The organism is Pseudarthrobacter sp. NS4, from assembly GCF_024758005.1.
Classification (GTDB): domain Bacteria; phylum Actinomycetota; class Actinomycetes; order Actinomycetales; family Micrococcaceae; genus Arthrobacter.
Window position 1 is genome coordinate 255,894 of record NZ_CP103288.1, and the last position, 25,441, is coordinate 281,334.

Below are 25,441 nucleotides of genomic sequence, written 5' to 3' on the forward strand. Positions count from 1 at the left end.
TCATGCCCTTTGGCTGTTAGGCCTTCACGCGCGCCAGGAAAGAGAGGCTCATGACACCATATTTTGATGTCGCCTCACGGGCCCTGCCGGAGAGGAATTCGTAACTGTTTCTTTCCTGCCGTTCGAGGATGAATCCGGCCTCGGCCATGGCGCTACGATATTCGTCAGCCTGGGCGGCGCCGCCGATGCACGCAGCCCAGAGATCCGCGTTGCACACAATCTGCGTGGTCAGGGGCCTCTCGGTGACGATATCGGCGAGCACAAAACGGCCGCCGGCACGCAGCACGCGGGCCGCCTCCCGGAAAACCTCCGGTTTGTCCGCTGACAGGTTGATCACGCCGTTGGAGATGACGCAGTCAAAGCTGGCGTCCGGGAACGGGAGATGTTCAATGTAACCGCGGGTGAAGGTCACCTGAGGGAATCCTGCTTCCATCCGCAGGCGCTCTGCTTTCTCCAGTTGCTCCTCCGTCATGTCAAGGCCCACGACCCGACCCGAGGTGCCCACGGCGGTGGCTGCCGCGAAGACGTCCGTCCCGGAGCCAGAGCCCAGGTCCAGGACGCGTTCTCCGGGCGAAAGGTCCGCCAGATCGAAGAAGTATCCGACGCCGGCAAAGGACTCGAGGGCAGATGGAGGTACGTGGTCCAGAAGCCAGCCCGGGTAACCCAATTCTTCGGCGAGTCCGCGGCCCGTCCTGAAGTGATACCTGCCGGTTGGGTACTGGGCCACCGCGCGGTAGACCTCCTTGACCTTGGCCTCAAGCTCCGCTCGGTTCACCGTCTCAGTCGTCATGTTCATCGTTAGCCCCGTTCACTGGATCTCGAGGGAGGTTTCAACGTTGACCGGGTTTACCAGGCAATCCCGGACCGGGGACGTTTTTTGGACGTACCGGCACAGGTCCTGAAGTTGTTCAGGTGTGGCGTTGGGGCTGGACACCCGGGCCTTAGCGCGGATAGTGGTGAATCCTGGCCGTTGCCCGTCCAGACCCAGGAAGGGTCCTACATCCAGATCGCCTTCAACATCGAACTCCAGGGCGGTCAGCTCGAGGCCTTGAGCGGCTGCGTTGGCCGCATAGCCCACGGCGTAGCAGAAGCCCAGCGCCTGCAGAAGGAGTTCGACGGCGTTTGGACCGGCATTGTTGCCGAGAAGAACCGGGGGTTCGTCCCCCTCCAGCACGAAGGGCGCGGTCCGGCTTTCGTCAACATGTCCCGCTTGGCTGAAGCGGAAGATCTTGCCGCTGTTGCGCGTCCCATCCCGCCAGGTGCTGGTTGCCCTGAAAGTGAAGGTCCCCAAGGTGGGGTCAGTTTTGACAGCGTCAATGGTGGCCAGCAACCCTTCCACATCAATGCCATTCTGGCTGGCGGCTATGTTTGTCATCGCTGGTGCTCCTTTTGGCTGTCCGCCCGGGCCGGGCGCCGCTTTATCAAGTGATTCCTTGAATACTTGAATAGGACACCCTGTGGGTATAGGTTGTCAAGCATCAGCTGATGAGGCACGAGGACGGAACCGTCAATGGGAAGCAGACAGGCAAAAGATGCGCTGTTCGACGCCTTCGCGTCGGTAGCTAAAGTGCTCGGCAGCGGCCGTCGCGCGGAGATCGTGGACGTCCTTGCCCAAGGGGAACGTTCCGTTGACGAACTGGCCGAAGAAATCGGACAGACCGTTGCCAACACTTCCCAGCACCTGCAACAGCTCCTGCGGTCCGGACTAGTCTCGACCCGGCGCCAGGGGACACGAATCTACTACCGCTTGAGCAGCGCCGCGGTGGCGGAACTCTGGGCAGCTGTCCGCCGCGTAGCGTCCGAGCACGTCGCCGAGCTTGACCGGCTCGCACGCACCTACCTTGGGGACAGATCTACGCTGGATACCCTCACCCAGGCGGAGTTGACCGAGCGGATGGCCGCCGGTGACGTGGTGGTCCTCGACGTGCGCCCTGAGCCGGAGTTCCGCGCTGGCCATATCGCCGGTGCTGTCTCCATTCCGGTAAAACAGCTTGCAGCCAGGTTGGGCGACCTCCCGTTTGGCCAGACCGTCGTCGCGTATTGCCGGGGCCCGTACTGTGTCTTCGCTGACGAAGCAGTTCGCATCCTGCGCCGGCAGGATATTCCCGCTGTACGGCTGGAGGACGGTTATCCCGAGTGGGCTGGGGCCAACCTGCCCGTCGCGCCTGGAACGGACCGCGCAGCAACCGACCTGGAACCTGCAGCGCCAACCCAGGGGGCGTCACTCCGTGGCCAGGCTTGACCTCACCCCGGTCATCGACAAAGGAATGGGGAATTCCACCTACATCCTCGACCTCGGCAACTGGCGCGCCGCGGTGGTGGATCCGGAACGGGACGTCCGCGAGGTGCGTGGATGCGCCGCGCGCCTTGGCCTGAACATCGGCTACGCAGTGGAAACGCACCTTCACGCCGACTTCATCTCCGGTGCCAGAGAATTGGCCGTTACCGACGGCGCAGCGGTTCTGGCCCCGGACTTTGGGCCCCGCGGGTTCCCTTACACGGCACTGCAGGACGGCGACTTCGTCCAACTCGGGCCATTAGGGCTGCGGGCACTTGCTACCCCTGGCCATTCCCCGGAACACCTCTCCTACCTGATCCTGGGCGCCGGATCCATTGCCGGCGTTTTTTCGGGCGGTTCTCTGATGGTTGGCACTGCCGGCCGTACCGACCTGGTGAGCACGGACCAGACGATCCCTTTGGCCCGCGCCCAGTACCACTCGCTGCAGCGGCTGATGGAGCTGCCCGACGAGACGCCGGTGTGGCCCACGCACGGCGTCGGCTCCTTTTGCTCGGGCGCCGTCGGCAGGGACCGCGTCACTACGATCGGCAGGGAACAAGCCACAAACCCGCTGCTGCAGGTCACTGGGGAAGATGCTTTCGTTGAGGCTCTTCTCGGTTCGCTCGGAACGTTCCCCGGCTACTTCCTGCGCCTGGCCGAGGTCAACAAACAGGGCCCGGCCGTTCTAGGCACTGCACCGCCCCTGGCTGGCCTCACCGCTGACCGTGTCCAGGAGATGCAGGAGCAAGGCGCACAGGTGGTGGATGTCCGTCCGGCAGCCGACTTCGCCGCCGCCCATATCCCCGGCTCACTGTCCAATCCCCTCCGCCCGGCATTCGCCACGTGGCTGGGCTGGCTGATAGACCCAAATAAACCCGTTATCATCGTCCGGAACCCGGGGCAGGAACCTGAGGACATTACCTGGGCGGCCGCCAAAGTGGGATTCAATAACCTTGCGGGAGAACTCGCTGGCGGAATGGCGTCGTGGACCGCCGAGTCGGGTTCAGCCCCGGCGGAAACGAACGTCCGGCTGTCCCCGGCCCGCCTGCTGCCTCCGGAGGCAAACTTCCTGGACGTCCGGCAGGCAGGCGAATACGCCGCCGGGCATGTCCCGGGCGCACGGAACATCGAGCTCGGTGCCCTGGCCAACCACCTTTCAGAGGTACCGGACGGGCCGCTGTTGGTGATGTGTGCGCACGGTGAACGTGCCATGACCGCCGCCAGCATCCTCACCGCCCACGGCTGGCGCGATGTCAGCGTACTGAACGGCGGACCTGACGATTGGCGGAAAGCGGCGGGCATCGATTTGCAGAACAACGGATGAAGCAGTCGAGCAGACAAGACGTCCCAACAAACTGGCCGTCGAGTTCTTAGTACCGCGAGCACGGTCCCGGGAACGAAGGCCGCGCCCATTCCTGACTGGTCAAAGCTTTGCCGAGGGACCACGTCGACGTCCTTTTGCCAGGACGCGTCGCGATGTCCGGAACCGTCGACATGATTGCTGCAGAACGCAGCGTCTTTTGGATGATCCGGGACAACGGCGCCGGCAGGACCATGGTCTGTATCGGCGACGACGTCGACGTCACCAAGATTTCGCTGACCAAGTTCGGAAAGCTGCAAACGGACGCAAGCGAATATCTTCGTGGCGACCGTTATTAACATGCTTGCAGCCGAAGGGTTCTCTACTATCGGGGGTTGATATCTTGATTAGCAGAGATTCGTTAAGCCATCTGCCCCCGCGTGGGAGTGGTCACCAGTACCGTCAAGAACGGCAATTAGCTGAGCAGCCATGACTTATGGAGCTTGGGGCGAACACACCACAATGGCGGCAGGAAACCGCTTCTTTTCGGGGCCCTCCCCTACATGATTTAGAAGGACGATAACGGACCTTCTGTCGATCTACTCGCGGAGGTATTGGCGGAGTCCGGGGATTGCGAAGTCCACCTTGCCGTAGCCCGCGGATTCGATCAGACCTGCGGCGATGAGCCTGTTCCGGTATTTGGAAACAACGTTGGGCTTGGCCTTGAGGATGGCGCCGATCTGACCGGCGGCAGAGGGGCCGTCCTGGGCGGCCATCGCGTGCAGGAACTCGCGGTCTCTGTCCGAGATGTCCGACAGTGCTGACTCGACGACCACCAAGGTGTTTCGTCGTTGGGCGGCAGCGATTCCACGCTGAACGTGGCTCTGGTCCAGTTTCCATCCTGTCTTGCTCGCTTCCAGCCAGAGGTAGTAGCCCACCAGTTGGATCAGGAAGGGATACCCCTCGGTGGCTTCGGCTGCCTTATTGATGAGGTCGGGGGAGATGCTGATGCCTCCCTGGCTGAAGAGCTCGCTGTACGATGCGCTGACTTCCGCGATTGCTGCTTCGTGGAGATTGATCCTGTCGGCCCGCCGCAGGAAGGTGGCAACGCCTTCATTGAGGAGGTCGGACACCGCTGACGGCAGGCCGGCGAAGATCAGGCCGATGGGCAGCCCGTCGCGGATGAAGTGCTGGACGTCGGCGGCCAGCTGGGCGATTTCCGTCCTGTCGACGGCATGTATCTCATCAATGGTGATAACGAGTCCTGTGCCTTTCGCATCCAGCAGGCGCAACAGTTCGTTCCCGGTCCGGCGCCAGTCAACAGACCGTTCCGGAGGGAGTTGGGTTGTCAGTCCGAACCCGGCAGCGGAGAAAGCGGTGATCTTCCGGGATGGAGGCCCGTCCCCGAGTTCGTCGAGGAGGCGGAGCATGTCGTCGCCGACCCCGGCGAGGAAGCCTGGCGTGGCTGTCCGGGATATCACGGCCCATCCGTGATTCCGGGCGATGCCTTCGGCTTCGCTCAACATGGCTGTCTTGCCGATGCCCCAGGAGCCGGTGATGATGGTCAAGAGCCCTGGCGCGCCGGAACCCTGCTGGAGGCCGTACTCGAACTCGTCCAGCAGCCCGGCCCGCCCGACCAGCTCAGGAGGTGTGGCTCCGGCCGTCGGTTTGAAGGGGTTCTGCACGGCACCCTCCCTAGGTGAAACTAAGTGAAACGGGTGAAAGTGGTGAAACTCCAGCCACGATAGGCCGACCCTTGACCAGAAGCAAGACGGGCCCAGGGGAGGCAGTAGCATCGGGGCCATGACCGGGGAAGAGAACTACATCGAGCACGCGCTCCACGTCAGCCAGGAATTGACCGGCCTAAGCCTGGAGTAGCTAGGGTTCGAACCCCGGTTGGAGGATCTGACCGAGGACCAGCGGAACCGACTGGACGCTGATGATCTCGAATGGATAAGTTCAATCACCCCGGAGCAGCGCGACCAGAGCCTGTTCCAGGCAAAGCTGCTGGCCGGCGCCCTCTGGGAGGCCTCCGCCGTCCTGATAGACCAGCTCTTCGAGGATCTTAACGGCCTGCTGAAGCTTGACCGGATCGACCGCCAGGACACCGCCAACATCTTCGTCCTGTCCGGACTGCCACTCCGACAGGCTGATAAATACGACGCCCGGTTCGCCCAACAGTTCCTCGTCATCGCTACGGACATGACCGGGGCGCTGATCCGCGGATGGACCCGCCCGTCATGCGTGGCCCAGGAACTCGCGCTCCGCTGCCTTTTTGACCAGGTCGAGATCATCCAGGACCTGTACAACTTGGACCTTCCGGACGGCTGGCGGGGCCTGCTGGAACAACACATGCTCGAAGACACCGACAGCGAGATGCTCTACCAGAACGCCATGGACGGCTTCGAAGGCGACATCGAGCTGAACATGCAACTGGGCTTAGCACCCATGAAAGTCGAGGACTGGTTCGAGCCCTTCAACGACGCCTCCCTCCCGCCCTATGTTCGCTGAAACCCGCGAATCCCCCCCTCTGCCACGGTTTTCGAATCGCCGATAATGGATACTCCGTCTACCTGGCGAGGCTCGGACAAGCTGCGCTGGGTGGCTCTGTTCCGTCCACAGTGGTTATCCACGGCTGGATATAGGGAGCTCCTGGATTAGTTCCCGGAGTAGCAGTAGCGGTGGATAACCCACGAGAATTGTCCCTGGCTGTGGGCGGCGGCCGGACCCAGCCTCTCGGTGGACTCGGATTTAAGTCCCTTATTTGGGGCACAAGCAAGGCGCCCTGTCTCAGGTTGGGTGTGCTGAAACAGGACGCGGTCATGGAATGTGGCGGTAGTGCTCGTCGTCTCGCAACTAATGATGACTGTCAATGCGAGACAGCGAGCCGCGATACATACTTGCAAGAATCGACCGGTCCCGGTATTCACGCTGTGGGCACGCAGCATTCCACACAGTCGCTGAGACGCCTCGTATCCCAAGTGCTTCAAGACAGCGCGGCAGGAGCGGACAGCTGATATGTCAGCCGGTGCGGGTCGCGTTCTTCCGCAGTGAAGGAGTGGAACCATGATCGACTGGGTTAGCGTGTCGGACCGCTGCTGAGTTGAATGGGCGCGGCACGCTTTGGTTGGGTGGCTTCCGGACCGGTTGTGGCGGCTTCCGGTGCTGGCATTACCTCAGCTGTGGAACTGGGAGTGGCCCTGCCTGTGACTCCGTGGTTGACTACGAATGGCTGGAAAGTGTCAGCGACGACCTGTTCAGCGGAGGCAATTGGAGGCAGCTGCTGCTCCTTAAGAAGGAACCTGCTGGGCAGTAGCCGGCGCCTGGCTTGTGGCAGGCGTAGAACTACGCAGATCGCGAATGTAAGGAGAGAACGATGGAATACATGCCGCAAAACGTTTCGGTCGTTGCCCGGGTCCGCCCCCTGTCCTTTGCCGCAAGATTGGTAGCGGTAGCCGCTGTTATTACCGGTGTTGCCTTCCTCAGCGGGTGCCAGGAGCAGCCGCAGGAGACGCCCGGAGGAACAGAAATCGAGGAGGTCCACCTTGATACCTTCCGAGATGCCGGTGATGAACTGGAGTACAAGGAAGTCACTGTTCAGGGCCAAGTCGTGAAAGAGATTTCACCTTCTGCCTTTTCCATCGGGGATCCGGATGACCCCGGGGTCGACGAACTCTTTATTGTTGACAAGTCCGGTACCGCAGGCGTTGAACCCGGTATGAAGGTTAATGTTAGGGGCATTGTCTACATCGGCTTTGACGTATCAGAAATTAAACAGAGCCACGGAGTCGAGTTAGATCCGGCCTTGGAGCAGGAGTGGGAGGGCGACTCCTACATTGTGGCCTCCAATGTGGATGCCCAAGAATAATTCGCCTCATTTTCAGAACGCTCTCGGGCAGCAGGTGCAGGAAGACGTAGGCCATGCCCAGTGCGGCGACGGAACGCATCCAGCGCCCCCGGGACCGGAGGCAATTTGAATAGGGGGTCCGTTAGGTGCATCCTGCCGGGGCAACAGCTCATCCAACCGCCTTTAGACGCTGACGGCCGTATGAGGCTCAATGGTTTCCATGCCGGTCCTCCGGTGCAGGCTCATGCAGGTGTTTCCTCGTGTTGTTGTTTGCGTTCCGGCTCATGGTGCTGGAGCCAGCTGCTCAACGGCGCGCTCGAGAGTCCATGCACCAGCACGGACAGGGCAATTGCCAAGGTGGTGTAAACGAAGATGTCATGGTTGCCTGTATGCCGCTCAGCCAAGGTGCCATAGAACAAAGCTGATACACCCACCGGGCCGAACCAGCTCAAAAACGCCGTCTCCGCGCGGTCGTGCAGCCCCCGCAGCAACGGGCGCAGAACCCACAAGGCCACCAGACGGCGCAGCAGCACTGCGGCCAGCAGCACTACCGGCACTGCCCAGCCCAGCCGGGCCCAATCAGAAAACGGCAGGGCCAAACCGATCAGGACAAAGATCGGCAGCAAGACAAACCTGCTGACCGCGTCATCAATCCTGTCCTGCTGGTCTTCATCGCTTTGGGGTATGACCTGGCCAAAAACGGCGGCAGCGACAAACACGGCAAGGACCGCGTCCGTGCCGACCAGCTTTCCTGCACCCAGCACCGCCAAACCCAGTGGTACAAGAAAACCCAGGTAGGAGCTCTCCTCCATCAATCCCCGGCTCTTCACAGCCACAAACAATTTTCCCAGTAGATAGCCTGAGACAGCCCCGAATATGGCCGCTCCCACTACTTCCCACAGCAGGACCTTGGTGCCCAGCTCGGTCCAGGCAATATCGGGCTTTGTCAGCAACAGCACCGGCAGCATGACGAACAGGTAGCCTGCCCCGTCGTTGATGCCGCTTTCGGACGAGAGGTTATGGCGGACCCTTTCCGGGATCCGCTGCTCGGCCAAAGAACCGGTAACTACAGGTGTAGTCACTACTGGGTCAGTCGGGGTGATGATCGCCGCCAGCAGCAGTGCCAGCAGGAACGGCACTCCCAGCAGCCACCACATCAGACCTGTAGCGACAACCAGCATTAGGGCCATACCGGCGCCAATGATCAGCGTGATCCAGCGGACGTTGGCCCCAGTAGCCGTGGGGCAACCGTAAAGCCACACCGGCGAGACCTATCCCCAGGGTGATCCGCGCCGCCTGCTCCAGCAAGGTATTGGAGGGGACGCCGAAGTCCTCCATACGCAACAACCCCAAGGCATAGGGGCCAATTAACACTCCGAACGCCAAAGCCAGGACCGGTCCCGGCAGGCTCCACCGTTGCAGCCCGGATGAGAACGCGGAAAGCACCAGGATCAGGCCCGCGAACAGGGCCAGTACGAGATTTATGTGCGCCATCTACCTCACACCATCCTCTACTTGAGCTGTGTCACCCACGGGACGGAACCGGTCAGTACGCCCCACAAAAATACACAGTAGCCTTACCATCCGGGGCGAAGGCAACCGCGGCCGGAACCTGATTTGCTCATAGGCGCCCTCGCCCGCCACATGCGAGGCAGCGGCCAATGGGACGCCTTCATCACCATCAAACACCGCTGAACATCACAGGAGGAACAGGTTCACCCGCCAACGCCACCGGCACGCACATCACCGCCGGCAACGTCCCGTTCACCGCCGCTGATCTCGCCCACATCGCACGGCTGGCAGAGGCAGCCCAATTCCGCCCCGTTATCGACCGGGCCTTCGACCTCACCGACATCGCCCAAGCACACCGGCACGTCAGCACAGGCCGGAAACGAGGCAACGTCGTTGTGCGAGTCACTGTTCCATCCACGCGCCAGCCGTCGGGCCAAACCAGGAGACGGCTTTCCATCCTGGCAGCCCTCAAAAGTGCCGTGAACCTATACTTGGCTCTCACGACCAGGAGCTAGTCAAGGCAGAGAACATAACAACAGGCGGACCTCACACTGTCCGGGACCGCCTTAACCACGAGGACGCACATGAGCGCAGAACTTGCCCAGGGCATCGACCGTTTCACCGTGACACAGAAGCTCACCCTGATGGTGAACCGGTACGACATACGTTCCGTGACCGGAGACGGGCAACCTGGGCACCTGCTCGCCGTCGCCCAGCAGAAGCGGGCCGCTTTCAAGGAGCAAGTGACCTTCTACCAGGACGAGTCAAGGACCATACCGCTTTTCTTCTTCAAGGCGCGGCAACGCCTCGACCTCGGCGCGACGTACGACGTGCTGGACCCTAATGGACAACCGATCGGCAGCTTCCGAAAAGACTTTGGCAAGTCCCTATTGCGATCGACCTGGCACCTCGAAGCGTCCGGGCTCAAAGTCACCGGAAGCGAACGCAGCCTCGGCGTGGCCATCGGCCGGCGCATATGGGAAGCGACACCTCTGGGCGACGCCATCCCTTCGCCCTTCCGCTTCCACTTCGACTTTGTCGACTCGAACGGAGAAGTGCTCATGACATCAGAACGGGGACGGTCCCTTCGCGACCGATACCTCATCACCCTCCCAGGCGCACGACTCGATGGCCGGGTTGCGGCGGCGATGGCAGTGGCGTTGGATGCTCTCCAGTCCCGCTAGAGCCGTCAAAACGATAGGAGACGCTATGTCGCCCTTCAGGGGTGGCGGAAGCTGTCATCGATCAGGAGATTTGGTCGACTGAAGCTTCGTGGGGGAGGCTGCGCCTTATGGGGATCAATCAGTCTTGGTCAGGCCCGTCATTTCGGCACTGACTTTCCATAGGTGTGCCTCCGTGGCCCGGTCGTAACTGGCCTTCGAGGATCGGCGGGGCTTGCGTTGGGCGAAGAAGCGTCCATTGACGTCGCTGAGGTCAGGTGCCGAGGCCAGATAGATCATGGTTGCTGGCGCACCTCTTGACGCACAAAACTAATAGGGTTAGTTTTGTCCTAATCCTGTTAGTTTGGCTGAGGGCGAACGGAGGACTCAATGGTGGAGCGGGCAATTCTGGACTATGGCGGCAACGTGCAGTTCCTTGGGGTGGGCGAGGGTCGGGTGGCCTATGAGGTGCGGGGCGAAGGTCCTCTTGTTCTCTGCGTTCCCGGGATGGGCGACCTTGGACGGGTCTACCGCTTCCTCACCCCGGACCTGGTCGGGGCAGGGTTCCGTGTTGCCGTTATAGATCTGCGTGGGCACGGCGCCAGTGATGCCACCTTCAGCAAATACGACGATGTTGCCACCGGACAGGACATATTGGCCCTGGTTGAGCACTTAGGGGCTCCGGCGCGAGTGATTGGAAATTCGATGGGTGCCGGTTCTGCCGTGTGGGCAGCAGCGGAACGGCCGGATCTGGTCGAGCGGCTGGTGCTGATTGGCCCCTTTGTCCGGGACATACCCATGAAGCCCGTGCAGCGGCTGCTGTTCCGGCTTGCGTTGTTAAGACCGTGGGGGCGGCGGGTGTGGCGGGCCTATTTCCCCGCCTTTTATCCGGGCCGGAAGCCGGCTGATTTCCAGGAGCACCTGGCCGCCATCGACGCCAGCCTGCGCCGACCCGCATACTGGCGGGCGTTCGTGAAAACAACCCGCACCACCCATGCCCCCGCGGAGGCCCGGCTCACCGCAGTACAGGCCCCGTCTCTGGTGATTATGGGGGAGAAGGACCCTGACTTTCCGGACCCGGTGGCGGAAGCTGAACTGATCGCGGGCAGGCTTGATGGCCAGGTGATGATGGTCCCCGGTACCGGACACTATCCTCAGGCACAGGATGCAGACGCCGTTTCACCTTCTGTCATTTCCTTTTTGCAGGGCCGTCGGACCAGTGCCTAGGGCTGGACTGGACCGGTCACGGGTAGTCGCGGCGGCCGCAGTTGTGGCTGATGACGCCGGGTTTGAGCGGTTTACCTTGGCCATGGTCGCTAAAAGCCTTGGCGTCCGCCTGCCAAGCCTCTACAACCACATCGAAAGCCTGGAGGCTCTCCGGGGCGAGATCGCCATCCAGGCTATGAATGAACTGGCCGGCGTTCTGTCATCGGCTGCGGCTGGCCGTTCCCGCGGTGAGGCCCTCCACGCCGTCGCCCACGCCTACCGGGAGTACGCACTGAAATGCCCTGGCCGGTACTCGGCAACGATCCGTGCCCCGATTCCGGATGACGCAAAGCATAATGCCGCAGCGTCGGCCGTGCTGGATGTCATGCTCGCCGTCCTCCGGGGATACAACCTTGAAGGCGACGATGCCGTTGACGCCATCCGGGCAATCCGTGCAGCAATGCACGGCTGGGCTGAACTCGAAAAAGGAGGAGCTTTCGGAATGCCGCAGGACGTAAACCGCAGCTACCAGCGACTCATCACCGGCATCCACGCAACACTGTCCCTTCATGACAGGTCGCGGCCGGCCGAGCCGTTGTCTGTTTAGCAGCACGCCACCCTGAGAACATGAAGGAGAGCACATATGAACACCTCCGCACGCATACGGCGCTGGACTGCCGGTGCAGCGCTGGTAGGGGCCTGGCAGGGTTATTGGATCGCATACGCTACTGCCGGGTTGAGTTCTCGGCGCATCGCAGATGAAAGTCAGGACCTACAGTTCGGGTGCGTCTAGTTGTATTGACCATGGACGTTAGTGACGGTCGGCGTGGTTTGGTGACATGAAGAAGACCTCCGGGTGGAGTGGGGCTTGTCTAGAGTCCAATTCCACGCACGGAGGTCTTCATGTCCCACCCTAACGCTCTTCTGACCCCTCGTGGCCGGCTGCAGCTCGCGCAATGTGTCGTTGACCAGTGTTGGAGTCTTCGCCGGGCTGCAGAGCGGTTCCAGGTCTCGGTTCCCACTGCGGCTCGTTGGGCACAGCGCTACCGCTTACACGGTCCGGCTGGGATGGAGGACCGTTCCAGCCGCCCGCACTCTTCTCCCCGGCGGACGGCAACGCGTACTGAGCGGAGGATCATCGCTGTGCGTGTGAACCGGCGGTGGGGCCCTGCCAGGATCGGATACCTGCTGGGCATCCACCCCTCCACCGTGCACCGTGTGCTGTCCCGCTACCGGCTGGCAAGACTGACCTGGCTGGACCGTGGCACCGGGAGGGTGATCCGCCGCTACGAACACGACAGGCCCGGGGACCTGGTCCATGTCGACATCAAAAAGCTTGGCCGGATCCCGGACGGCGGCGGGCACAGGGTTCTGGGCAGGGTCGCTGGCTGGAAGAACAAGACAGGCAGCACGGCCAACCGCAGGCCCGGCTACCACTATCTCCATAACGCTGTTGATGACCATTCACGCCTTGCGTACACCGAAATCCTGGGAGACGAGACAAAGGAAACGGCAGCAGCCTTCTGGCAGCGCGCCAACGCCTGGTTCCGGGCCCAAGGGATCACTGACCAGCGGGTCCTGACGGACAACGAAAACTGCTACCGGTCCAGGGCCTTCGCTCAAACCCTGGGCCCGGACATCAAGCACAAACGCACTCGCCCCTACCGCCCACAAACGAACGGCAAGATCGAACGGTTCAACCGCACGATGCTCGAGGAATGGGCCTACACCCGGCCCTACCGCTCGGAGGCCGAGCGTGTTGCCGCTTTCCCCGACTGGCTCCATGCTTACAATCACCACCGAGCCCACACTGCACTCAAAGGTCAGACGCCGGCCAGCCGCGTCACCAACCTCTCAGGTCAATACATCTAGTTGGGGTGTTCCTTAACTGGACGTACGTACATACGGAACGCGAGCTGGGTTTCCGGAAATGGCGACTCCCGCTACCTACCGTGCCGCGTTCGCCACAACTTTGTCAGACCGTGGGCTGACTTGGAAGCGGTATTTGCAGCACCTGGAGTTAGCGTATGGCCTTCGTCACGGAGACTGTGCGCGGAGCTTGGAATGACAGCAAATGGATCCACTCGGGCTCGCGGTCGTGTAGTTGGATCAAGGGGAGAGTTGTGGCCGTTTCCTGAACTATGACGGTGGCCTCCAGTTCTGCGAGCTTGGCGCCGAGGCAGCGGTGGATGCCGGCGCCGAAAACCAGGCTGAAATTGGTTGCTTGTTTATTCTGGTCAGTCTGCCAAGGTGGCAATGGGCTCTCAGGTGAAGCTGGTGAGGTGATGGGGTTGCCGCTTAGCTCAAGGAGAATCTCAGTCCCGGCCGCGACGGTTTCGTCACCGAGGTTCGTGTCTTGGGCTGCGACCCGGCGCCAGGTGGGTACGGATGATTCGCTCACAAGGACGTGCCGGACGGCCGCGTTAGAGCCTGCGTGGGATGCGGCGTCATCCCAGACGAAGGGGGTGGATCCCTCCAGGAGGCGGAACAGGGTGGTGCTTATCAGCTGGGTGGTTGTTTCCTGTCCGGCGATGAGCAGGAAGTAGCCGAGTGAGCAGATTTCGGGAGTGGACAGTCCGTGTTCGGCTAGGGATTTGAACAGGTTGCGCCCGGCGGATTTGCTGGATTCTGCAACCAGCTGCCGGATCCAGACATAAAAGCCGGCGGCACTGTGGGCGAGTTCCAGTTGCCTGCTTTCATCGGGCCAGCCCCAAAACAGCTCCATGGAATCGCGGCCCCACTGCTTGAGATCAGGAAGATCTTGTACGGGCAGCCCGAGGAGTTCGAGCATCACCACTGCCGGTGGAAAGGCGGCCACGGCCTGCACAAGGTCTGCTGACCCGAAAGACTCGAGCTGGTCAGCGGCGGTCCGGGCCGCTTCCTGTGCCAGTTCGCGGATCCGCGGCTCCATGGCAGCCACTGTTGCCGGTGTAAAGAAGCCAGCCACCACCTTCCGAATACCGGCATGCGTTGCGGTGTCGTTGCTGGCCAGGACGGGGGGCAAGGCAAAACGGACTCCCTGCAGCACGCGCAAGGCAGGCCCGTCCAGCGGGGTCACCGCAATCAGCGCATTTGCTGGGCTGAAATCGGACGGCCGCTGTAACACGTCACGGACGGCAGCCGGGTTTCGCACCACCAGGTATGGGCAACGGCTCGATTCGTCGGCTGGCGTCAGCCGGGAACCTTCCGCCTTTGTCCTTGCGGCACCCGCGGCTGCCGCCGCCATCGACGCCGGGGTCATGCCGACAGTCCATTCAGCCAGGCAGCTGCGCCGGCACGGAAATCCGCGGGGGACAACTCTGATGCCCGCTCCGGGAGGGCCCCGAGGAAGGGTACCCGAAGCGATCCAAGCACCTGCCGGTTGCTATGGTGCACCAAGCCTGGAACGCGGGGCCAGCTTCCCAGCACTACCCCCAGGAGCTGCAGTTTCCGTGCGGCCAGGGCTTCGAGGGTCAGGGCGGTGTGGTTCAGGGTTCCCAGGGTTGGCCGGGCAACGAGAACAAACGCCGCCGACAATAGGGATCCGAGGTCGGCCAAGGTGCCGCCCCCGCAATCCAGTTCCACCAGGAGGCCGCCCGCACCCTCAACCAGGACATGCTGGTGCGAGGCCGCAAGCTCACGGACGCGGTCCGCATGAACGTCCAGATTCGGCAGCCGCTTTCCTTCGGCGGCGGCAGCGGTGGCTGGTGCCAAGGGCTCCTGCAGGACGACTCCGGTTTCGGCAGTCACCGCACCGGCGAGCCGGACAATTTCAGCCGTGTCGGAGTCACCGTTGGCGGCTCCTGATTGACATGGTTTGTAGACCGCAACGCTGCGGCCCGCTGCCTGCAGGACGGCGGCGAGGGCCGCCGTCGTGATTGTCTTTCCGACGCCGGTGTCCGTTCCCGTGATGAGGATGACTGCGGGCAGATTCATATAAGTTCCTCCAAAATGCCGCGCAGCACGGCGCAGCTGTCTTCGATTTCCTTGGGTTTCAGGGTGGCGCGGGCGGTAAGCCGCAGCCGCGGGACACCGTCAGGCACCGATGGGGGGCGGAAGCAGCCGATACGGACCCCAGCGTTGCGCGCTGCCGCGGTGGCTGCCAGGGCTGATTCCACGGACGGCATTGCGATGCACCGGAGGGCCCCAGCCGTCCGGGCGGATGACGTCGGGCCGTCGCTGGCACGGGCTCCAATGGTCGGTGCGAGCCCTGCCGCCAGAGACGCTGCGTTGCTGCGGACAGTCTCGGCCCGCCACCCTTCGTCCCTGATGATCCGCACCGCGGCGAGGGCCGCAGCGGCGGAGGCCGGTGCCAGCCCGGTGTCGAAGATGAAGCTGCGCGCCCGGTTGACCAGGTGCTCCCGCAACAGTCCTGATCCCAGGACAGCCCCGCCCTGGCTCCCCAACGCTTTGGACAGCGTCGCCGTCACAATCACGTTCGGGTGCCCGGCCAGCAGAGTCCCTGCTACCGAACCGCGGCCCTGGAACTGGCCAGTGCCGGTGACGCCGAGGCTGTGTGCCTCGTCGATGAGCAGCACCGCGTCGTGTTCCTCGGCCAGGGACAGCAAACCGGCCAGCGGCGCGTCATCGCCCAGGACGCTGTAGATGGACTCGACGACGATCAACGCACGCGGCTCGCACCGTCCGGCCAGCAACCGGCCGGCGTCCTGCACGCTGTTGTGGGTGAAAGATTCAACGCGGGAGCGGCTGAGCCGGAAGCCATCGATCATCGAGGCATGGCAGTGTTCGTCCGCTACGATCACCGTCCCGGGACCGCCCAAGGCAGTGATCGCACCGATGTTGGCCAGGTAGCCGGAGGAGAACACCAGCGCCGTTTCCATCCCGGCCAGTGCTGCCAGCTCCTGTTCGAGGTCCAAGTGCAGCCCGATTGTGCCTGCCACGAGGCGCGAGGACGTGGCGCCGGCACCCCATGTCTTTGCGGCATCCGCAGCTGCCCGGGCAACCCGGGGATCCGCCGCAAGGCCGAGGTAGTCGTTGCTGGCGAGGTCGATAAACCTTTCGTCTGCGGTGCGGGGGAGCGGGCGGCGGACCAGGCCGCGGCGCTCCCGGATGGCGGCCTGCCCCTCAAGCCACTGGGTCATTGACCGGCTCATGCCGGACCTCCGGAACGCGCCGGGACGCGCTCGTGGACTTCGGCAACGGCCGCCGTCATGCCAGCAGCGATCAGGTCAATGTCTTCCAGGGTGCTGATATATGGGGGCATGGTGTAGACGAGGTTCCGGAACGGTCGCACCCAGACTCCATGCCTGATTGCGGCAGCGGTGACCGCGGCGACGTCCACGGCGTCATGCAGTTCGATGACTCCGACGGCGCCGATGCTGCGGACTTCCCGCACGGCCGCCAGACCAAGCGCCGGAGCCAGCCCGGCTTCCAGGCGTGCGCCGATGCGGGCCACGTCTGCCCGCCAACCGCCGCCGGCGATCATGCCCAGGCTCGCGTTGGCCACCACGCATGCCAGCGGGTTGCCCATAAATGTGGGACCGTGCAGCAACATGCCGGCAGAGCCGTCAGAAACGGTCGCGGCCACATCCGCCGTACAGAGCATGGCAGCCAGGGTCAGGTAGCCGCCCGTAAGGGCCTTACCCACGCACATGATGTCCGGCACCACGCGGGCATGATCGGCCGCGAACAGCTCACCGGTACGACCAAAACCGGTGGCAATCTCATCGAAAATGAGCAGCAGCCCAAACCGGTCCGCCACCTTCCGCAACACCGACAGGCACTCGGCCGGGTACGCGTGCATGCCGCCGGCACCCTGCAGGACCGGTTCAACGATGATCGCGGCGAGCTGTGTGGAATGCGCAGCCGCAGTCTTCGTCAGCTCGGACGCCCAGGCCTGGATGGATTCGGGAGTTGCTGACGCCGCTGCCGGGGGACGGGGCGCAAAGAAATTCCCGGCGAGCAGTCCCGGGAACGCTGAATGCATGCCGTCGACGGGATCGCACACGCCCATCGCCGCGAACGTGTCGCCGTGATATCCGCCACGGAGGCTCAGGAACCGTTGCCGGTGCGGGTGCCCGGAGGCGGTCTGGAACTGCACTGCCAGCTTCAGCGCGACCTCCACGGCAACCGAGCCCGAATCGGCCAGGAACACCCGCTCCAGGTGCGGCTGCCCGGGCGCTGCCGGAGCCATGTCCACCAAGCGCTCCGCCAGTTCCACCGCGGGGGCGTGCGTCAGGCCGCCGAACATGACGTGGCTGAACTTCTCCAGTTGCCGCTTCGCCGCGGCGTCCAGCACGGGATTGCGGTAGCCGTGGATCACGGACCACCACGAGGACATTGCATCCACCACTTCGTGGCGCGTGCCGTCCTCGGCGCGCAGCCGCAGCCGCACGCCGTCGGCCGCCTCCACCTCCCACAACGGAAGGTCTTGTGAGGCGGGAGCGTAGGGATGCCACAACCGCGCCCGGTCACGCTGGATCAGGCCTCCGCCGATCATGATGCAAGCACCCCATGGCGGGAACACTCGGCCGTCCAGCCCAGCGGGGTCACCTGGACTTTCATCCGGCGCCGGCACCTGGCGCAGTACCGTGGCGGCTCCATTGCCAGGCGTTCCCCGCAGCGTTGATGAAGGCCCGACGGCGGGCCGCCGTCGCCGTCGAACGCCTCGCCGCAGTGTCCACAAAAGTCCACGGTGGTTGAGCTTGTCCAAACCCCATTCATAGCGTCTTCTGGAGTTCCTTGATGGGCATGTTGAGGTCTACCAGGAGGTTGAGGTCGGCGGTGGCGGGGCGGCCGAGGGTGGTGAGGTAGTTGCCGACGATGACGGCGTTGATGCCGCCCAGGAGTCCCTCGCGGGTGCCCAGGTCACCGAGGGTGAGTTCGCGGCCGCCGGCGTAGCGCAGGACGGTGTGGGGCATGGCCAGCCGGAACGCGGCGATGGCGCGGAGCGCGTCCTTGCCGTCCATGATCTGCTGGTTTTCCAGCGGTGTTCCGGGCCGGGGGTTGAGGAAGTTCAGCGGTACCTCGTGCGGTTCCAGGGCGGCCAGCTGGGCGGCGAGTTCGGCCCGTTGCTCCAGGGTTTCGCCCATCCCGATCAGAGCGCCGCAGCACAGTTCCATCCCCGCGTCCTTGACCATGGCGCAGGTCTCCAGCCGTTCCTCGTAGGTGTGGGTGGTGACCACTTCGGGGAAGTAGCTGCGCGCGGTTTCGAGGTTGTGGTTGTAGCGGTGGACGCCCCAGCTGGCCAGCTGGTCCACCTGCCGCTGGGTGAGCATGCCCAGCGAGCAGGCGATGTTGATGTCCACTTCCTCGTTGATCCGGTCAATGGCGAACTTGATCTGGTTCATGAGTTTGATGTCGGGGCCGCGGACGGCGGCCACGATGCAGAACTCGGTGGCTCCGGTGGCGGCGGTTTCCTTGGCGGCTTTGACCAGCTCGGGGATGTCCAGCCAGACGCCGCGGACCGGGCTGTCGAACAGACCGGATTGGCTGCAGAAGTGGCAGTCCTCGGGGCAGCCGCCGGTCTTGATGGAGATGATGCCTTCCACCTCCACGTCCTCGCCGCAGTGCCGGAGCCGGACCTGGTGTGCCAGCTCGAGGGCGGCGGGAAGTGCCTCGTCCGGGAGGCGAAGGACCTCCTCAAGCTGGGCCTGGGTCAGGCCGATACCGTCCTCAAGAACCTGCTGGCGGGCGATCTCCAGAATTTGATAGCCCGAGCCCGTGGTTGCCTCGGGGTTCTCGGCGGTGGGATGGTTTGCCTGGATCGTCATTGGCAGGTCCTTTACGTCTACTGGGAATATTCCTCAACAGCAGACGCTAGTTCTCCCCTGGCGACTCTATTTTGGAGGGGTTCAACAAAGATCTGGTGAATGGGCCGACGAACGCCTCCAGTTACAACCAGATCCGGCACACGAATACCAAGTCAGCCAAGAAGACACGGAAAGTCGTACCCGGCAAAGGGTGGCCAGTTTTCGAAGAACTGGACGTTGCGGCTGTTGAAGTTGCCCAAGGGTCCCTCAGGCGATAGGGCTCTTGGCTGGCGCGCCGCTGATGGATTTCGCGAGCTTCAGCAATGTCCTGTGGGTTTCACCCGTTCACGGGCTCTGGCCGGCGTGAAGCTACTGAATCGGACTTTCTTGCTCTGGCAGCGGCGTCCGGTTAGGGGTAGGTTTCTCGCATATAAGTCATGCGTTAGCGGTGAGGTCCAATGATTTCAGGGTCGAAGAAAGAAGGATCCGGCGCACCCCTCGTCCTTGACGGGACGCGGTGGATCATTGTCGCAGGTCTCGTCGTTGGTGTGGTGCTGGGCTCTGCTGGAAACTTCTTCGAACCTGGCGGCGTCAAGAGTATCTTGTACGCACTCAGCGCGGTGGGGCTCATCACGGCCTTGGTGCTGCTTGCCGTAGAGCACCTCTCCATCGGCCGCAGGCTCACAGCCGGAGGGCTTGTCCTTGTCGCGCTCGGTGAAACCAGAGTGCTGAACCCATTTGACGTGGCAGGCGGTGAAGGGTCTTTCGCCGTTGGAGTCTTACTTTATGCACCCGGTCTGCTGATGCTTGCGTGGTCCACGTGGCTCCCGCTCTGGGTGCGCCTCGTTGGAGCGGCAGCAGCAGCGGTCTTCGCCACTTATTCTTTGATCTATCTGGGCGGGGGCGCCCTCGACAGCAGGGGTCCCTTAGTGAGTGTCGGGTACGCGCTCTTCACAATAACTGTCGTCGGGTGGATCATCGCGGTAATCCGCTCCGACTCGACCGATCGAAGAAACCTGTGACGCTGGCTGACCACTTCTGACTCCCGGATTCTTGAGAAGAAAACGCCACGAACATGATGGCAAGCAGCCGCTTTTGCCGGGACTCCCCCCACTCGACTCGTCGCGCCGATAATGGATATCCGTAAGGTAATCGACAGTGGACGGGGTTCCTACTTACGTTGGCGAGTGAGTATTTCTCCGCTACGGGTGAGGTGCTCGGCGACGTCCCTGAGTTTGGTGTTGGATTCCGAGCTTCCTCTGACCAGGATTTGGAACGCCTGTTGGGAGGTGATTTTGAACCTCTCCATCAGGATTCCTTTGGCCTGGCCGATGAGGTCCCGCGTGTCCAGGGCTTGGGTTAGCTGGCTTATTTCCTGTGCGTCGGAGAATGCGACCGCGGCGTGGGCCCCGACCAGCAGACCGACCTGCTCTGACTCCTCGTCGAAAACATTTACGTCGTCGCCGTACAGGTTTAGGGCACCGAGGTTGTCGCCTTTGACGAAGAGCTGGAAGCACAGCATGCTCCGCGCACCGGCACTGTAGGCTGCCCGCGCGAAGTCCGGCCAGCGTTCCTCTTGTCCCATATCCGGGACGCGGACGATTCGTTCTTCGTAGGCGGCGTCGATGCATGGCCCCTGGCCTGTTGAACTTTGCAGCGCATCGACTTCCCGGGGGAGCCCGCTTGAGGCCGACCGGGACTCCACGGTCCTCCTGCCCATGACGAGGCTGACGGAGGCATGGGCCACGTGGGGGATCAGGTCCAGCGCGGCGTGGACTATATCGGTCAGCAGGGCATCGGTGTCCTGCTCTTGCTGAAGATCCCGGGCAAGGTCGCTGAGCCGGCTGGCGAGATCACCACCGAATGCGGGTTCCTGATCGGCAGCCTCAGTGGTATCCCCGCTTTTGAACGCCATAAGTCACATCCTCTGATTAGTGCCTTTGATCCTAATACGCCAGAGGATCAGGCGGGACTGCCAGGCCGCCCGCAGCAGACCTCCACGCCTGGCCGGCGTTCTTCCGACACTTTTGCCTGGCCGCAGACGCATGCTCTCCGCCGGATTTTCGAAGGTTCGAAACCGAAACCAAAAAACACATGGTGTCTCTCCAGGGGGGGCGGTGCCCAGAGAATGGGAGTACCCTCAGAGGGTAAGCCAATGGGCCGCCACCGTACAGCAGCGTGCATAGGTACCCAGGACGTTCGGTCTGCAGACGGGCCGGGACGCCATGGACCCTTACGGGAATCGATGCCTAATGGCCGGCAAGAACCCATCGAATGACCAGCTCCAAGATCTCCTCTTGGAAAGCAAGGGTCTGCCGAACTTCCTCCTCCGGCTGACGCTGACCTCAGTATCCCTGCTCGGCGGCCCGACGCCCCTCGCCTGCTCCCTTAGCGTTCAACGGGGCAGTGTCCCGGAAGTCGTGGCCAGCAGCAGCGCACAGGCCAAGCGGTTGGATCTGCTGCAGCACGGATTGGAAGAAGGCCCGTGCCTGGCAGTCATCCGCGGGCAGGATCAGGTGTTCGTCCCCGATCTTCACTCCGATGGACGCTGGAGAAGGTTCGCCAGCGCGGCCTCGGGCGAGCGAATACGATCCGTACTGGCTATACGGATCGGCCCCTATGACTCCGTCAAGGGGGTGTTGAGTTGTTATTCGTCCTCTCAACACACTCTGGAACCCACGATCATTGATGCCGTGAAGGAACTTGCCGTGTCCATGTCCCGGGCCGTCCAACTCGCCCTGAACACCCATTCTCGTGAACGGGCGTCGGAGGAGTGGCATGCAGCACTGCAATCCCGTGCTGTTGTTGACGGCGCGGTGGCCCTCATCATGATCCAGGACCGATGCAGCCGTGCCGAAGCCTTGATGTACCTTCATCAAGGAGCCCGCACCACAGGCCGGCCACTGCTTGAAGAGGCCGGGAAGATCATCCACGGGAAATTCCTCAGCGCCACATAGAGTGGGCCTCTCCAAACTTGCTCAGCAGGAACTTGCCCGCTCCATGGCACCGACCGTCCAGCTCGCAGAAGTCCAGAAAACCGTGCTTCGATGGATCGCCACCCACTTCGGGGCCACTGGCCGGTCAATTTTCTGATCCCCGATGATGCGGATGAAGGCAGCGGGCTCCTGCCGGTGGGCTGCCTGTACAGGCCGGGACTATTGGTTCTTCAGGCCTGGCCTGTCCCCGGTGAGCGGGCCATCAACTGTTCCAGAAGCGCGCGCTCCGGCTGGCCCGGATTCCGCTCCACGCAGCGGCGGAGCCTTGCTCTGGCGAGCTCTTCGCCGGGTGGCATCACTAGCACTGCCCGTAGGAGAGAAACTACGCGGGAAAGACCGTCTGTCTCTCATACGTCTGAGTTGGATGCGGCGCCACCAGCCGGAGGCATGGTTGATAATGCAAACGAGCCAGCCGGGGTCTCGCTTGGCTTTACCGCCGGACCAACCCCCAAGGACCTCGAACCCGGCGACTTTGGAAGAGGGGAGGCCCGGCGTTTTCCCGCTGTGGGGCGGGGGCTGGACGACATCAGGATCTTTGTCAAGGCCCTCCTGTTCTGGGGGACGCTACCTGTCTGCACCTACGCCTGAAAGGGCACTGACGCCGGCTTCTGCAACAGTTTGGTCCTGTTCGCCCGAGCCGCCGCTGACGCCTATGGCGCCGATGACTTTGCCGTCGCGGCTCAGGGGGATGCCCCCGGCGAAGATCATGATCTTGCCGTCGTTGCTGGCGTGGATACCGTAGAACTGGTTGCCGGGCTGGGCATTGTCTCCGAGGTCCTTGGTCGAAATGTCGAAGGCTCGCGAGGTGAAGGCCTTCTTGATCGAGATGTCGATGCTGCCGATCCAGGCGCCGTCCATGCGGACGTGTGCTATCAGGTTTCCGCCGGCGTCCACGACTGCGATGTTCATGGGCTGGCCGATTTCCTGCGCACGTTCTTCGGCCGCCGCGATTACGGTGCGTGCTTCGGCGAGGGTGGGTGATGTCATTTTGGATTTGCTCCTTTGGGCTGGGATTGGTTCCGATGGATGACTGGACAGGCTTACGTCTGCAGGAAAGTGTGGCTAAGCGTTGACGTATCCGTTGGGTTCTTACCTACTTAGTCAAACGAGATGCCTGAACGTTGACAGCCCTGGCGACGCGGACTCTTTTGGTCTGGGACGCAAGTATAACTTCGGGGGGACGCGCGTGACAGGGGCAGCGGGTCTGAGAACGCTACAGGCACGGCTAGTTGTAGTCCCGGCAGGTTGATGACACGGGGATTGATTTGATGCAATAAGAGGACCTCCGGGTGTTGTTTGGTGCTTGTCGAGAGTGCACACAAACCGGGAGGTCCTTGTGTCCCATGTCCGTCACCGACAATGGCTAACGCAGCCCGTCCAACCCGCAACCGCCAGGTTACGGCCTTGTTGGCATGACCGAACGTGTGACGCTGCTTGGGGCCCCAAGGCCGACGGTGGCGATGCCGGCTGCTACAAACAGCCATGACAGCCCGGGACGTCGCACCCGGGCCGGTGGCTTTTAGATGCCCTTACTGAAGACACGCGGGTCCTTTCATTGCTACGGCACTGAATTGAACTGAGACCAGACCACCACTAATCGGCTGAGGCAGCAGAAGCAGCGAGTTGGAACATCATGGAGACGACAAGTTCGATCGAGCCTGGTTCTCCCGTCAGGTTGGTTCGGTGAGGTGCCACGGGGCTGTGTACCATGCGGCCCAGTCTTTGGGCCGGACGGAAGGCCTGCCCAGCAGGTAGCCCTGCCCTGCCGTCATGCCAATCCTTGTGATGGCAGCGAGCTCGGATTGCGTCTCGATGCCTTCGGCAACCAACGTGGCACCGATTCGCCGGGCGAATTCGACAAGGGCTGCGCCAAGGGCTCGCTGGCCCTGATCGTCATCGATTCCCGCGATGAGGCTGCGATCCAGTTTGATGATGTCCGGGCGGATGTGCAGGACGTGGCGCATGGATGCGAATCCGGACCCGGCATCATCGACGGCAATCCGGACTCCGCGTTGACGCAGCGGGGCCAGAGCTGCGATAAGGGGCCCATATTCGGCTACTTCCAGCCGTTCGGTCAGCTCCAGGACGATCCGGTCCGGGCAAAAGCGGACTTGCTAAGAATCTGGGGGAGCAACGGGTCAAGGCATGTCGCAGGGGTGACGTTCAGGGCCACATAAATGTCGGGTCGCAGAGCCTTGGCGGTTTCGAGTGCGGTCTCCAGGGCGGCAAATTCCAGTTCGGTTCCCAGACCCACATCTGCAGCATCTGCGAACCAGGACGAGGTGCTCGCTCCGTCCGTGGCGACAAACCGTGACAGGGCCTCGACACCCAACAGTCGCCCGGTGGCAAGGTTGTGGATGGGCTGGAATGCTGTCACAAGGTGCTTTTCATCGATCATCGCCCGGACGCGGGCCCAGCTGTGGGCAGCCGCGGCCTGTTGAACCGATTGTGGCGGGAGAAGACGGCTGGTGCCCTCGAAACCGCCACGTTGTCCCTGCGTTGCGGGGCGGGTGGTGCCGGACACTTCCATCCACACGAGGCTGCCGTCGCGGTGCAGGAACCGTGCAACAACCCGGTTCCATCCTGGACCGTTAATCGCGGCGAGGTCACCCTTGGCCCGCATGAGGTCGTTTAGCTCGATGACTTTGCTGCAGTGCTCGGCGATCAGTTCCGCCGGTGTCCACCCGAGCAGGCCGGTACTGGTCGGGCTGGAGAAGGTGAACTTTCCCTGTTCGTCGACCGCCCACAACCATTCCCGGCTGGTGGTCAGCACAGTGTCCATCAGTTGGGCTGAACTCCGGGACCTCGCCCCCTCGGCGGAGTGCCTGTGGTGGAACCGGAGAGCAAGCAAGCAGGCCATGACCACCAGCAAGAGAATCACGAACCCAGCCAGAACCTGAAGTCTCAGGTCATCGAGGATGCCGGCAGGGTCCAGGATCAGGGCCGCACCTGCGATCAGTGCGAAAAGAACCTGGACAGTCAGCACGCACACCAGTGCGTCGCGTGCCCCCGTCTTGCTGGAATCTTTCCCCGGCATACCAGCACCCCTTGCCGAGCCTACTCCCACAAGTGCTGAAGTCGGCCAGGAAGAACAAATGAATTCTGGACTCTCAATCAGCGGCCATAAACGTTGACGGCTCCGGCTCATCGGATAACGCCATAATTCTTTTTTGCGCATTTGATGACGACGCCGGCGGGCCGCCACGGCCCTGAGGACCTTTGACCAGCCAAGATAGGAAGTCCCGAACAAAAAGGCAACTACGGCAGCCGGGCACGACCTCGTTGCGGCTGTCGAAGGTCCTAGGTGCGCAGCCATTTGAGGCGTAGAGTCCGCGGTATCGCACCCTCACAATCTTGTCAGGCAGTGCTTCGGGCGTTTGCCCACTGGGGGAAGGAACTGCCATGCAACACAAGTCTGCGCAACAACATAGGTCACGTCAGCACACCTTGG

27 protein-coding genes are annotated in these 25,441 nt (G+C 62.5%); 13 read left to right on the forward strand and 14 right to left on the reverse strand.

Annotated elements, in window-relative coordinates; all coding sequences use genetic code 11:
- Window positions 1-16 precede the first annotated feature (16 nt).
- Window positions 17-790, reverse strand: a complete 774-nt coding sequence (locus NXY83_RS01185; protein WP_258804303.1) for a methyltransferase domain-containing protein — start codon at window positions 788-790, stop codon at window positions 17-19.
- An 18-nt stretch (window positions 791-808) separates the two neighbouring features.
- Window positions 809-1,375 (reverse strand): OsmC family protein, encoded by a 567-nt coding sequence (locus tag NXY83_RS01190; protein WP_258804304.1) that lies wholly within the window; start codon window positions 1,373-1,375, stop codon window positions 809-811.
- A gap of 135 nt (window positions 1,376-1,510) precedes the next feature.
- Between NXY83_RS01190 and NXY83_RS01195 the strand changes: the two genes are divergently transcribed.
- The 3 genes from NXY83_RS01195 to NXY83_RS01205 all read left to right on the forward strand — a co-directional run bounded on the left by NXY83_RS01195 (window position 1,511) and on the right by NXY83_RS01205 (window position 3,937).
- Window positions 1,511-2,242 (forward strand): ArsR/SmtB family transcription factor, encoded by a 732-nt coding sequence (locus tag NXY83_RS01195; protein WP_258804305.1) that lies wholly within the window; start codon window positions 1,511-1,513, stop codon window positions 2,240-2,242.
- Window positions 2,229-3,602: an MBL fold metallo-hydrolase gene (locus NXY83_RS01200; RefSeq protein ID WP_258804306.1), complete on the forward strand. Its 1,374-nt coding sequence runs from the start codon at window positions 2,229-2,231 to the stop codon at window positions 3,600-3,602. Before NXY83_RS01195 ends, NXY83_RS01200 begins: the two co-directional genes overlap by 14 nt.
- Before the next feature lie 152 nt (window positions 3,603-3,754).
- On the forward strand, window positions 3,755-3,937 hold the full coding sequence (locus NXY83_RS01205; RefSeq protein ID WP_258804307.1) for a hypothetical protein: 183 nt from the start codon (window positions 3,755-3,757) through the stop codon (window positions 3,935-3,937).
- 240 nt (window positions 3,938-4,177) lie between these two features.
- Here the strand turns inward: NXY83_RS01205 and NXY83_RS01210 are convergent, their stop codons facing one another.
- Window positions 4,178-5,263, reverse strand: coding sequence for an ATP-binding protein (locus NXY83_RS01210; protein ID WP_258804308.1), 1,086 nt, complete (start codon window positions 5,261-5,263; stop codon window positions 4,178-4,180).
- A gap of 211 nt (window positions 5,264-5,474) precedes the next feature.
- On the opposite strand from NXY83_RS01210, the gene NXY83_RS01215 reads away from it, so the two are divergent.
- Together NXY83_RS01215 and NXY83_RS01220 are read left to right on the forward strand one after the other, a co-directional pair.
- Window positions 5,475-6,089: a hypothetical protein gene (locus NXY83_RS01215; protein WP_258804309.1), complete on the forward strand. Its 615-nt coding sequence runs from the start codon at window positions 5,475-5,477 to the stop codon at window positions 6,087-6,089.
- An 865-nt stretch (window positions 6,090-6,954) separates the two neighbouring features.
- Window positions 6,955-7,446: a hypothetical protein gene (locus NXY83_RS01220; RefSeq protein WP_258804310.1), complete on the forward strand. Its 492-nt coding sequence runs from the start codon at window positions 6,955-6,957 to the stop codon at window positions 7,444-7,446.
- A 221-nt stretch (window positions 7,447-7,667) separates the two neighbouring features.
- Here the strand turns inward: NXY83_RS01220 and NXY83_RS01225 are convergent, their stop codons facing one another.
- Window positions 7,668-8,687 carry a cation:proton antiporter gene (locus tag NXY83_RS01225; protein ID WP_258804311.1) on the reverse strand — a complete coding sequence of 340 codons (1,020 nt, stop codon included), beginning with the start codon at window positions 8,685-8,687 and terminating at the stop codon, window positions 7,668-7,670.
- A 399-nt stretch (window positions 8,688-9,086) separates the two neighbouring features.
- Here NXY83_RS01225 and NXY83_RS01230 point away from each other — a divergent pair, with 399 nt between their 5' ends.
- On the forward strand, window positions 9,087-9,452 hold the full coding sequence (locus NXY83_RS01230) for a zinc-binding dehydrogenase (RefSeq protein WP_258804312.1): 366 nt from the start codon (window positions 9,087-9,089) through the stop codon (window positions 9,450-9,452).
- Between the two features lie 69 nt (window positions 9,453-9,521).
- Window positions 9,522-10,121: a hypothetical protein gene (locus NXY83_RS01235; protein ID WP_258804313.1), complete on the forward strand. Its 600-nt coding sequence runs from the start codon at window positions 9,522-9,524 to the stop codon at window positions 10,119-10,121.
- Window positions 10,122-10,235: 114 nt separating this feature from the next.
- On the opposite strand, the gene NXY83_RS01240 is transcribed toward NXY83_RS01235, so the two are convergent.
- Window positions 10,236-10,397 (reverse strand): hypothetical protein, encoded by a 162-nt coding sequence (locus NXY83_RS01240; protein ID WP_258804314.1) that lies wholly within the window; start codon window positions 10,395-10,397, stop codon window positions 10,236-10,238.
- Between the two features lie 90 nt (window positions 10,398-10,487).
- Here NXY83_RS01240 and NXY83_RS01245 point away from each other — a divergent pair, with 90 nt between their 5' ends.
- The 3 genes from NXY83_RS01245 to NXY83_RS01255 all read left to right on the forward strand — a co-directional run bounded on the left by NXY83_RS01245 (window position 10,488) and on the right by NXY83_RS01255 (window position 13,175).
- Window positions 10,488-11,324 (forward strand): alpha/beta fold hydrolase, encoded by an 837-nt coding sequence (locus NXY83_RS01245; protein WP_258804315.1) that lies wholly within the window; start codon window positions 10,488-10,490, stop codon window positions 11,322-11,324.
- Window positions 11,317-11,910 carry a TetR-like C-terminal domain-containing protein gene (locus NXY83_RS01250; RefSeq protein WP_258804316.1) on the forward strand — a complete coding sequence of 198 codons (594 nt, stop codon included), beginning with the start codon at window positions 11,317-11,319 and terminating at the stop codon, window positions 11,908-11,910. Before NXY83_RS01245 ends, NXY83_RS01250 begins: the two co-directional genes overlap by 8 nt.
- Before the next feature lie 296 nt (window positions 11,911-12,206).
- Complete coding sequence (locus NXY83_RS01255) at window positions 12,207-13,175, forward strand: IS481 family transposase (RefSeq protein ID WP_258804317.1); 969 nt, start codon at window positions 12,207-12,209, stop codon at window positions 13,173-13,175.
- Between the two features lie 148 nt (window positions 13,176-13,323).
- Here the strand turns inward: NXY83_RS01255 and NXY83_RS01260 are convergent, their stop codons facing one another.
- From NXY83_RS01260 to bioB, 5 genes are all read right to left on the reverse strand, one after another.
- Window positions 13,324-14,544 carry a cytochrome P450 gene (locus tag NXY83_RS01260; RefSeq protein ID WP_258804318.1) on the reverse strand — a complete coding sequence of 407 codons (1,221 nt, stop codon included), beginning with the start codon at window positions 14,542-14,544 and terminating at the stop codon, window positions 13,324-13,326.
- On the reverse strand, window positions 14,541-15,218 hold the full coding sequence (bioD, locus tag NXY83_RS01265; RefSeq protein WP_258804319.1) for a dethiobiotin synthase: 678 nt from the start codon (window positions 15,216-15,218) through the stop codon (window positions 14,541-14,543). Before bioD ends, NXY83_RS01260 begins: the two co-directional genes overlap by 4 nt.
- Window positions 15,215-16,384 carry an 8-amino-7-oxononanoate synthase gene (locus NXY83_RS01270; RefSeq protein WP_397427613.1) on the reverse strand — a complete coding sequence of 390 codons (1,170 nt, stop codon included), beginning with the start codon at window positions 16,382-16,384 and terminating at the stop codon, window positions 15,215-15,217. The genes bioD and NXY83_RS01270 overlap by 4 nt, the downstream gene beginning before the upstream one ends.
- An 8-nt stretch (window positions 16,385-16,392) precedes the next feature.
- Window positions 16,393-17,742, reverse strand: coding sequence for an adenosylmethionine--8-amino-7-oxononanoate transaminase (gene bioA / locus NXY83_RS01275; protein WP_258804321.1), 1,350 nt, complete (start codon window positions 17,740-17,742; stop codon window positions 16,393-16,395).
- A gap of 220 nt (window positions 17,743-17,962) precedes the next feature.
- Window positions 17,963-19,015: a biotin synthase BioB gene (gene bioB / locus NXY83_RS01280; protein ID WP_258804322.1), complete on the reverse strand. Its 1,053-nt coding sequence runs from the start codon at window positions 19,013-19,015 to the stop codon at window positions 17,963-17,965.
- 437 nt (window positions 19,016-19,452) lie between these two features.
- On the opposite strand from bioB, the gene NXY83_RS01285 reads away from it, so the two are divergent.
- On the forward strand, window positions 19,453-20,016 hold the full coding sequence (locus NXY83_RS01285; protein WP_258804323.1) for a hypothetical protein: 564 nt from the start codon (window positions 19,453-19,455) through the stop codon (window positions 20,014-20,016).
- A gap of 149 nt (window positions 20,017-20,165) precedes the next feature.
- Here the strand turns inward: NXY83_RS01285 and NXY83_RS01290 are convergent, their stop codons facing one another.
- Complete coding sequence (locus tag NXY83_RS01290; protein WP_258804324.1) at window positions 20,166-20,909, reverse strand: GAF and ANTAR domain-containing protein; 744 nt, start codon at window positions 20,907-20,909, stop codon at window positions 20,166-20,168.
- A gap of 337 nt (window positions 20,910-21,246) precedes the next feature.
- Here NXY83_RS01290 and NXY83_RS01295 point away from each other — a divergent pair, with 337 nt between their 5' ends.
- Together NXY83_RS01295 and NXY83_RS01300 are read left to right on the forward strand one after the other, a co-directional pair.
- Entirely contained in the window at window positions 21,247-21,951 is a 705-nt protein-coding gene (locus tag NXY83_RS01295; protein WP_258804325.1) for a GAF and ANTAR domain-containing protein, read from the forward strand.
- Window positions 21,952-22,377: 426 nt separating this feature from the next.
- A complete protein-coding gene (locus NXY83_RS01300) occupies window positions 22,378-22,578 on the forward strand; it encodes a hypothetical protein (protein WP_258804326.1) in 201 nt (66 codons plus the stop codon).
- Here the strand turns inward: NXY83_RS01300 and NXY83_RS01305 are convergent.
- From NXY83_RS01305 to NXY83_RS01315, 3 genes are all read right to left on the reverse strand, one after another.
- Window positions 22,555-22,977 (reverse strand): GlcG/HbpS family heme-binding protein, encoded by a 423-nt coding sequence (locus NXY83_RS01305; protein ID WP_258804327.1) that lies wholly within the window; start codon window positions 22,975-22,977, stop codon window positions 22,555-22,557. The genes NXY83_RS01300 and NXY83_RS01305 overlap by 24 nt on opposite strands.
- Window positions 22,978-23,660: 683 nt before the next feature.
- A complete protein-coding gene (locus tag NXY83_RS01310; RefSeq protein WP_309484150.1) occupies window positions 23,661-24,080 on the reverse strand; it encodes an EAL domain-containing protein in 420 nt (139 codons plus the stop codon).
- Window positions 24,065-25,027: an EAL domain-containing protein gene (locus NXY83_RS01315; protein WP_258804328.1), complete on the reverse strand. Its 963-nt coding sequence runs from the start codon at window positions 25,025-25,027 to the stop codon at window positions 24,065-24,067. Before NXY83_RS01315 ends, NXY83_RS01310 begins: the two co-directional genes overlap by 16 nt.
- Window positions 25,028-25,441: the final 414 nt, after the last annotated feature.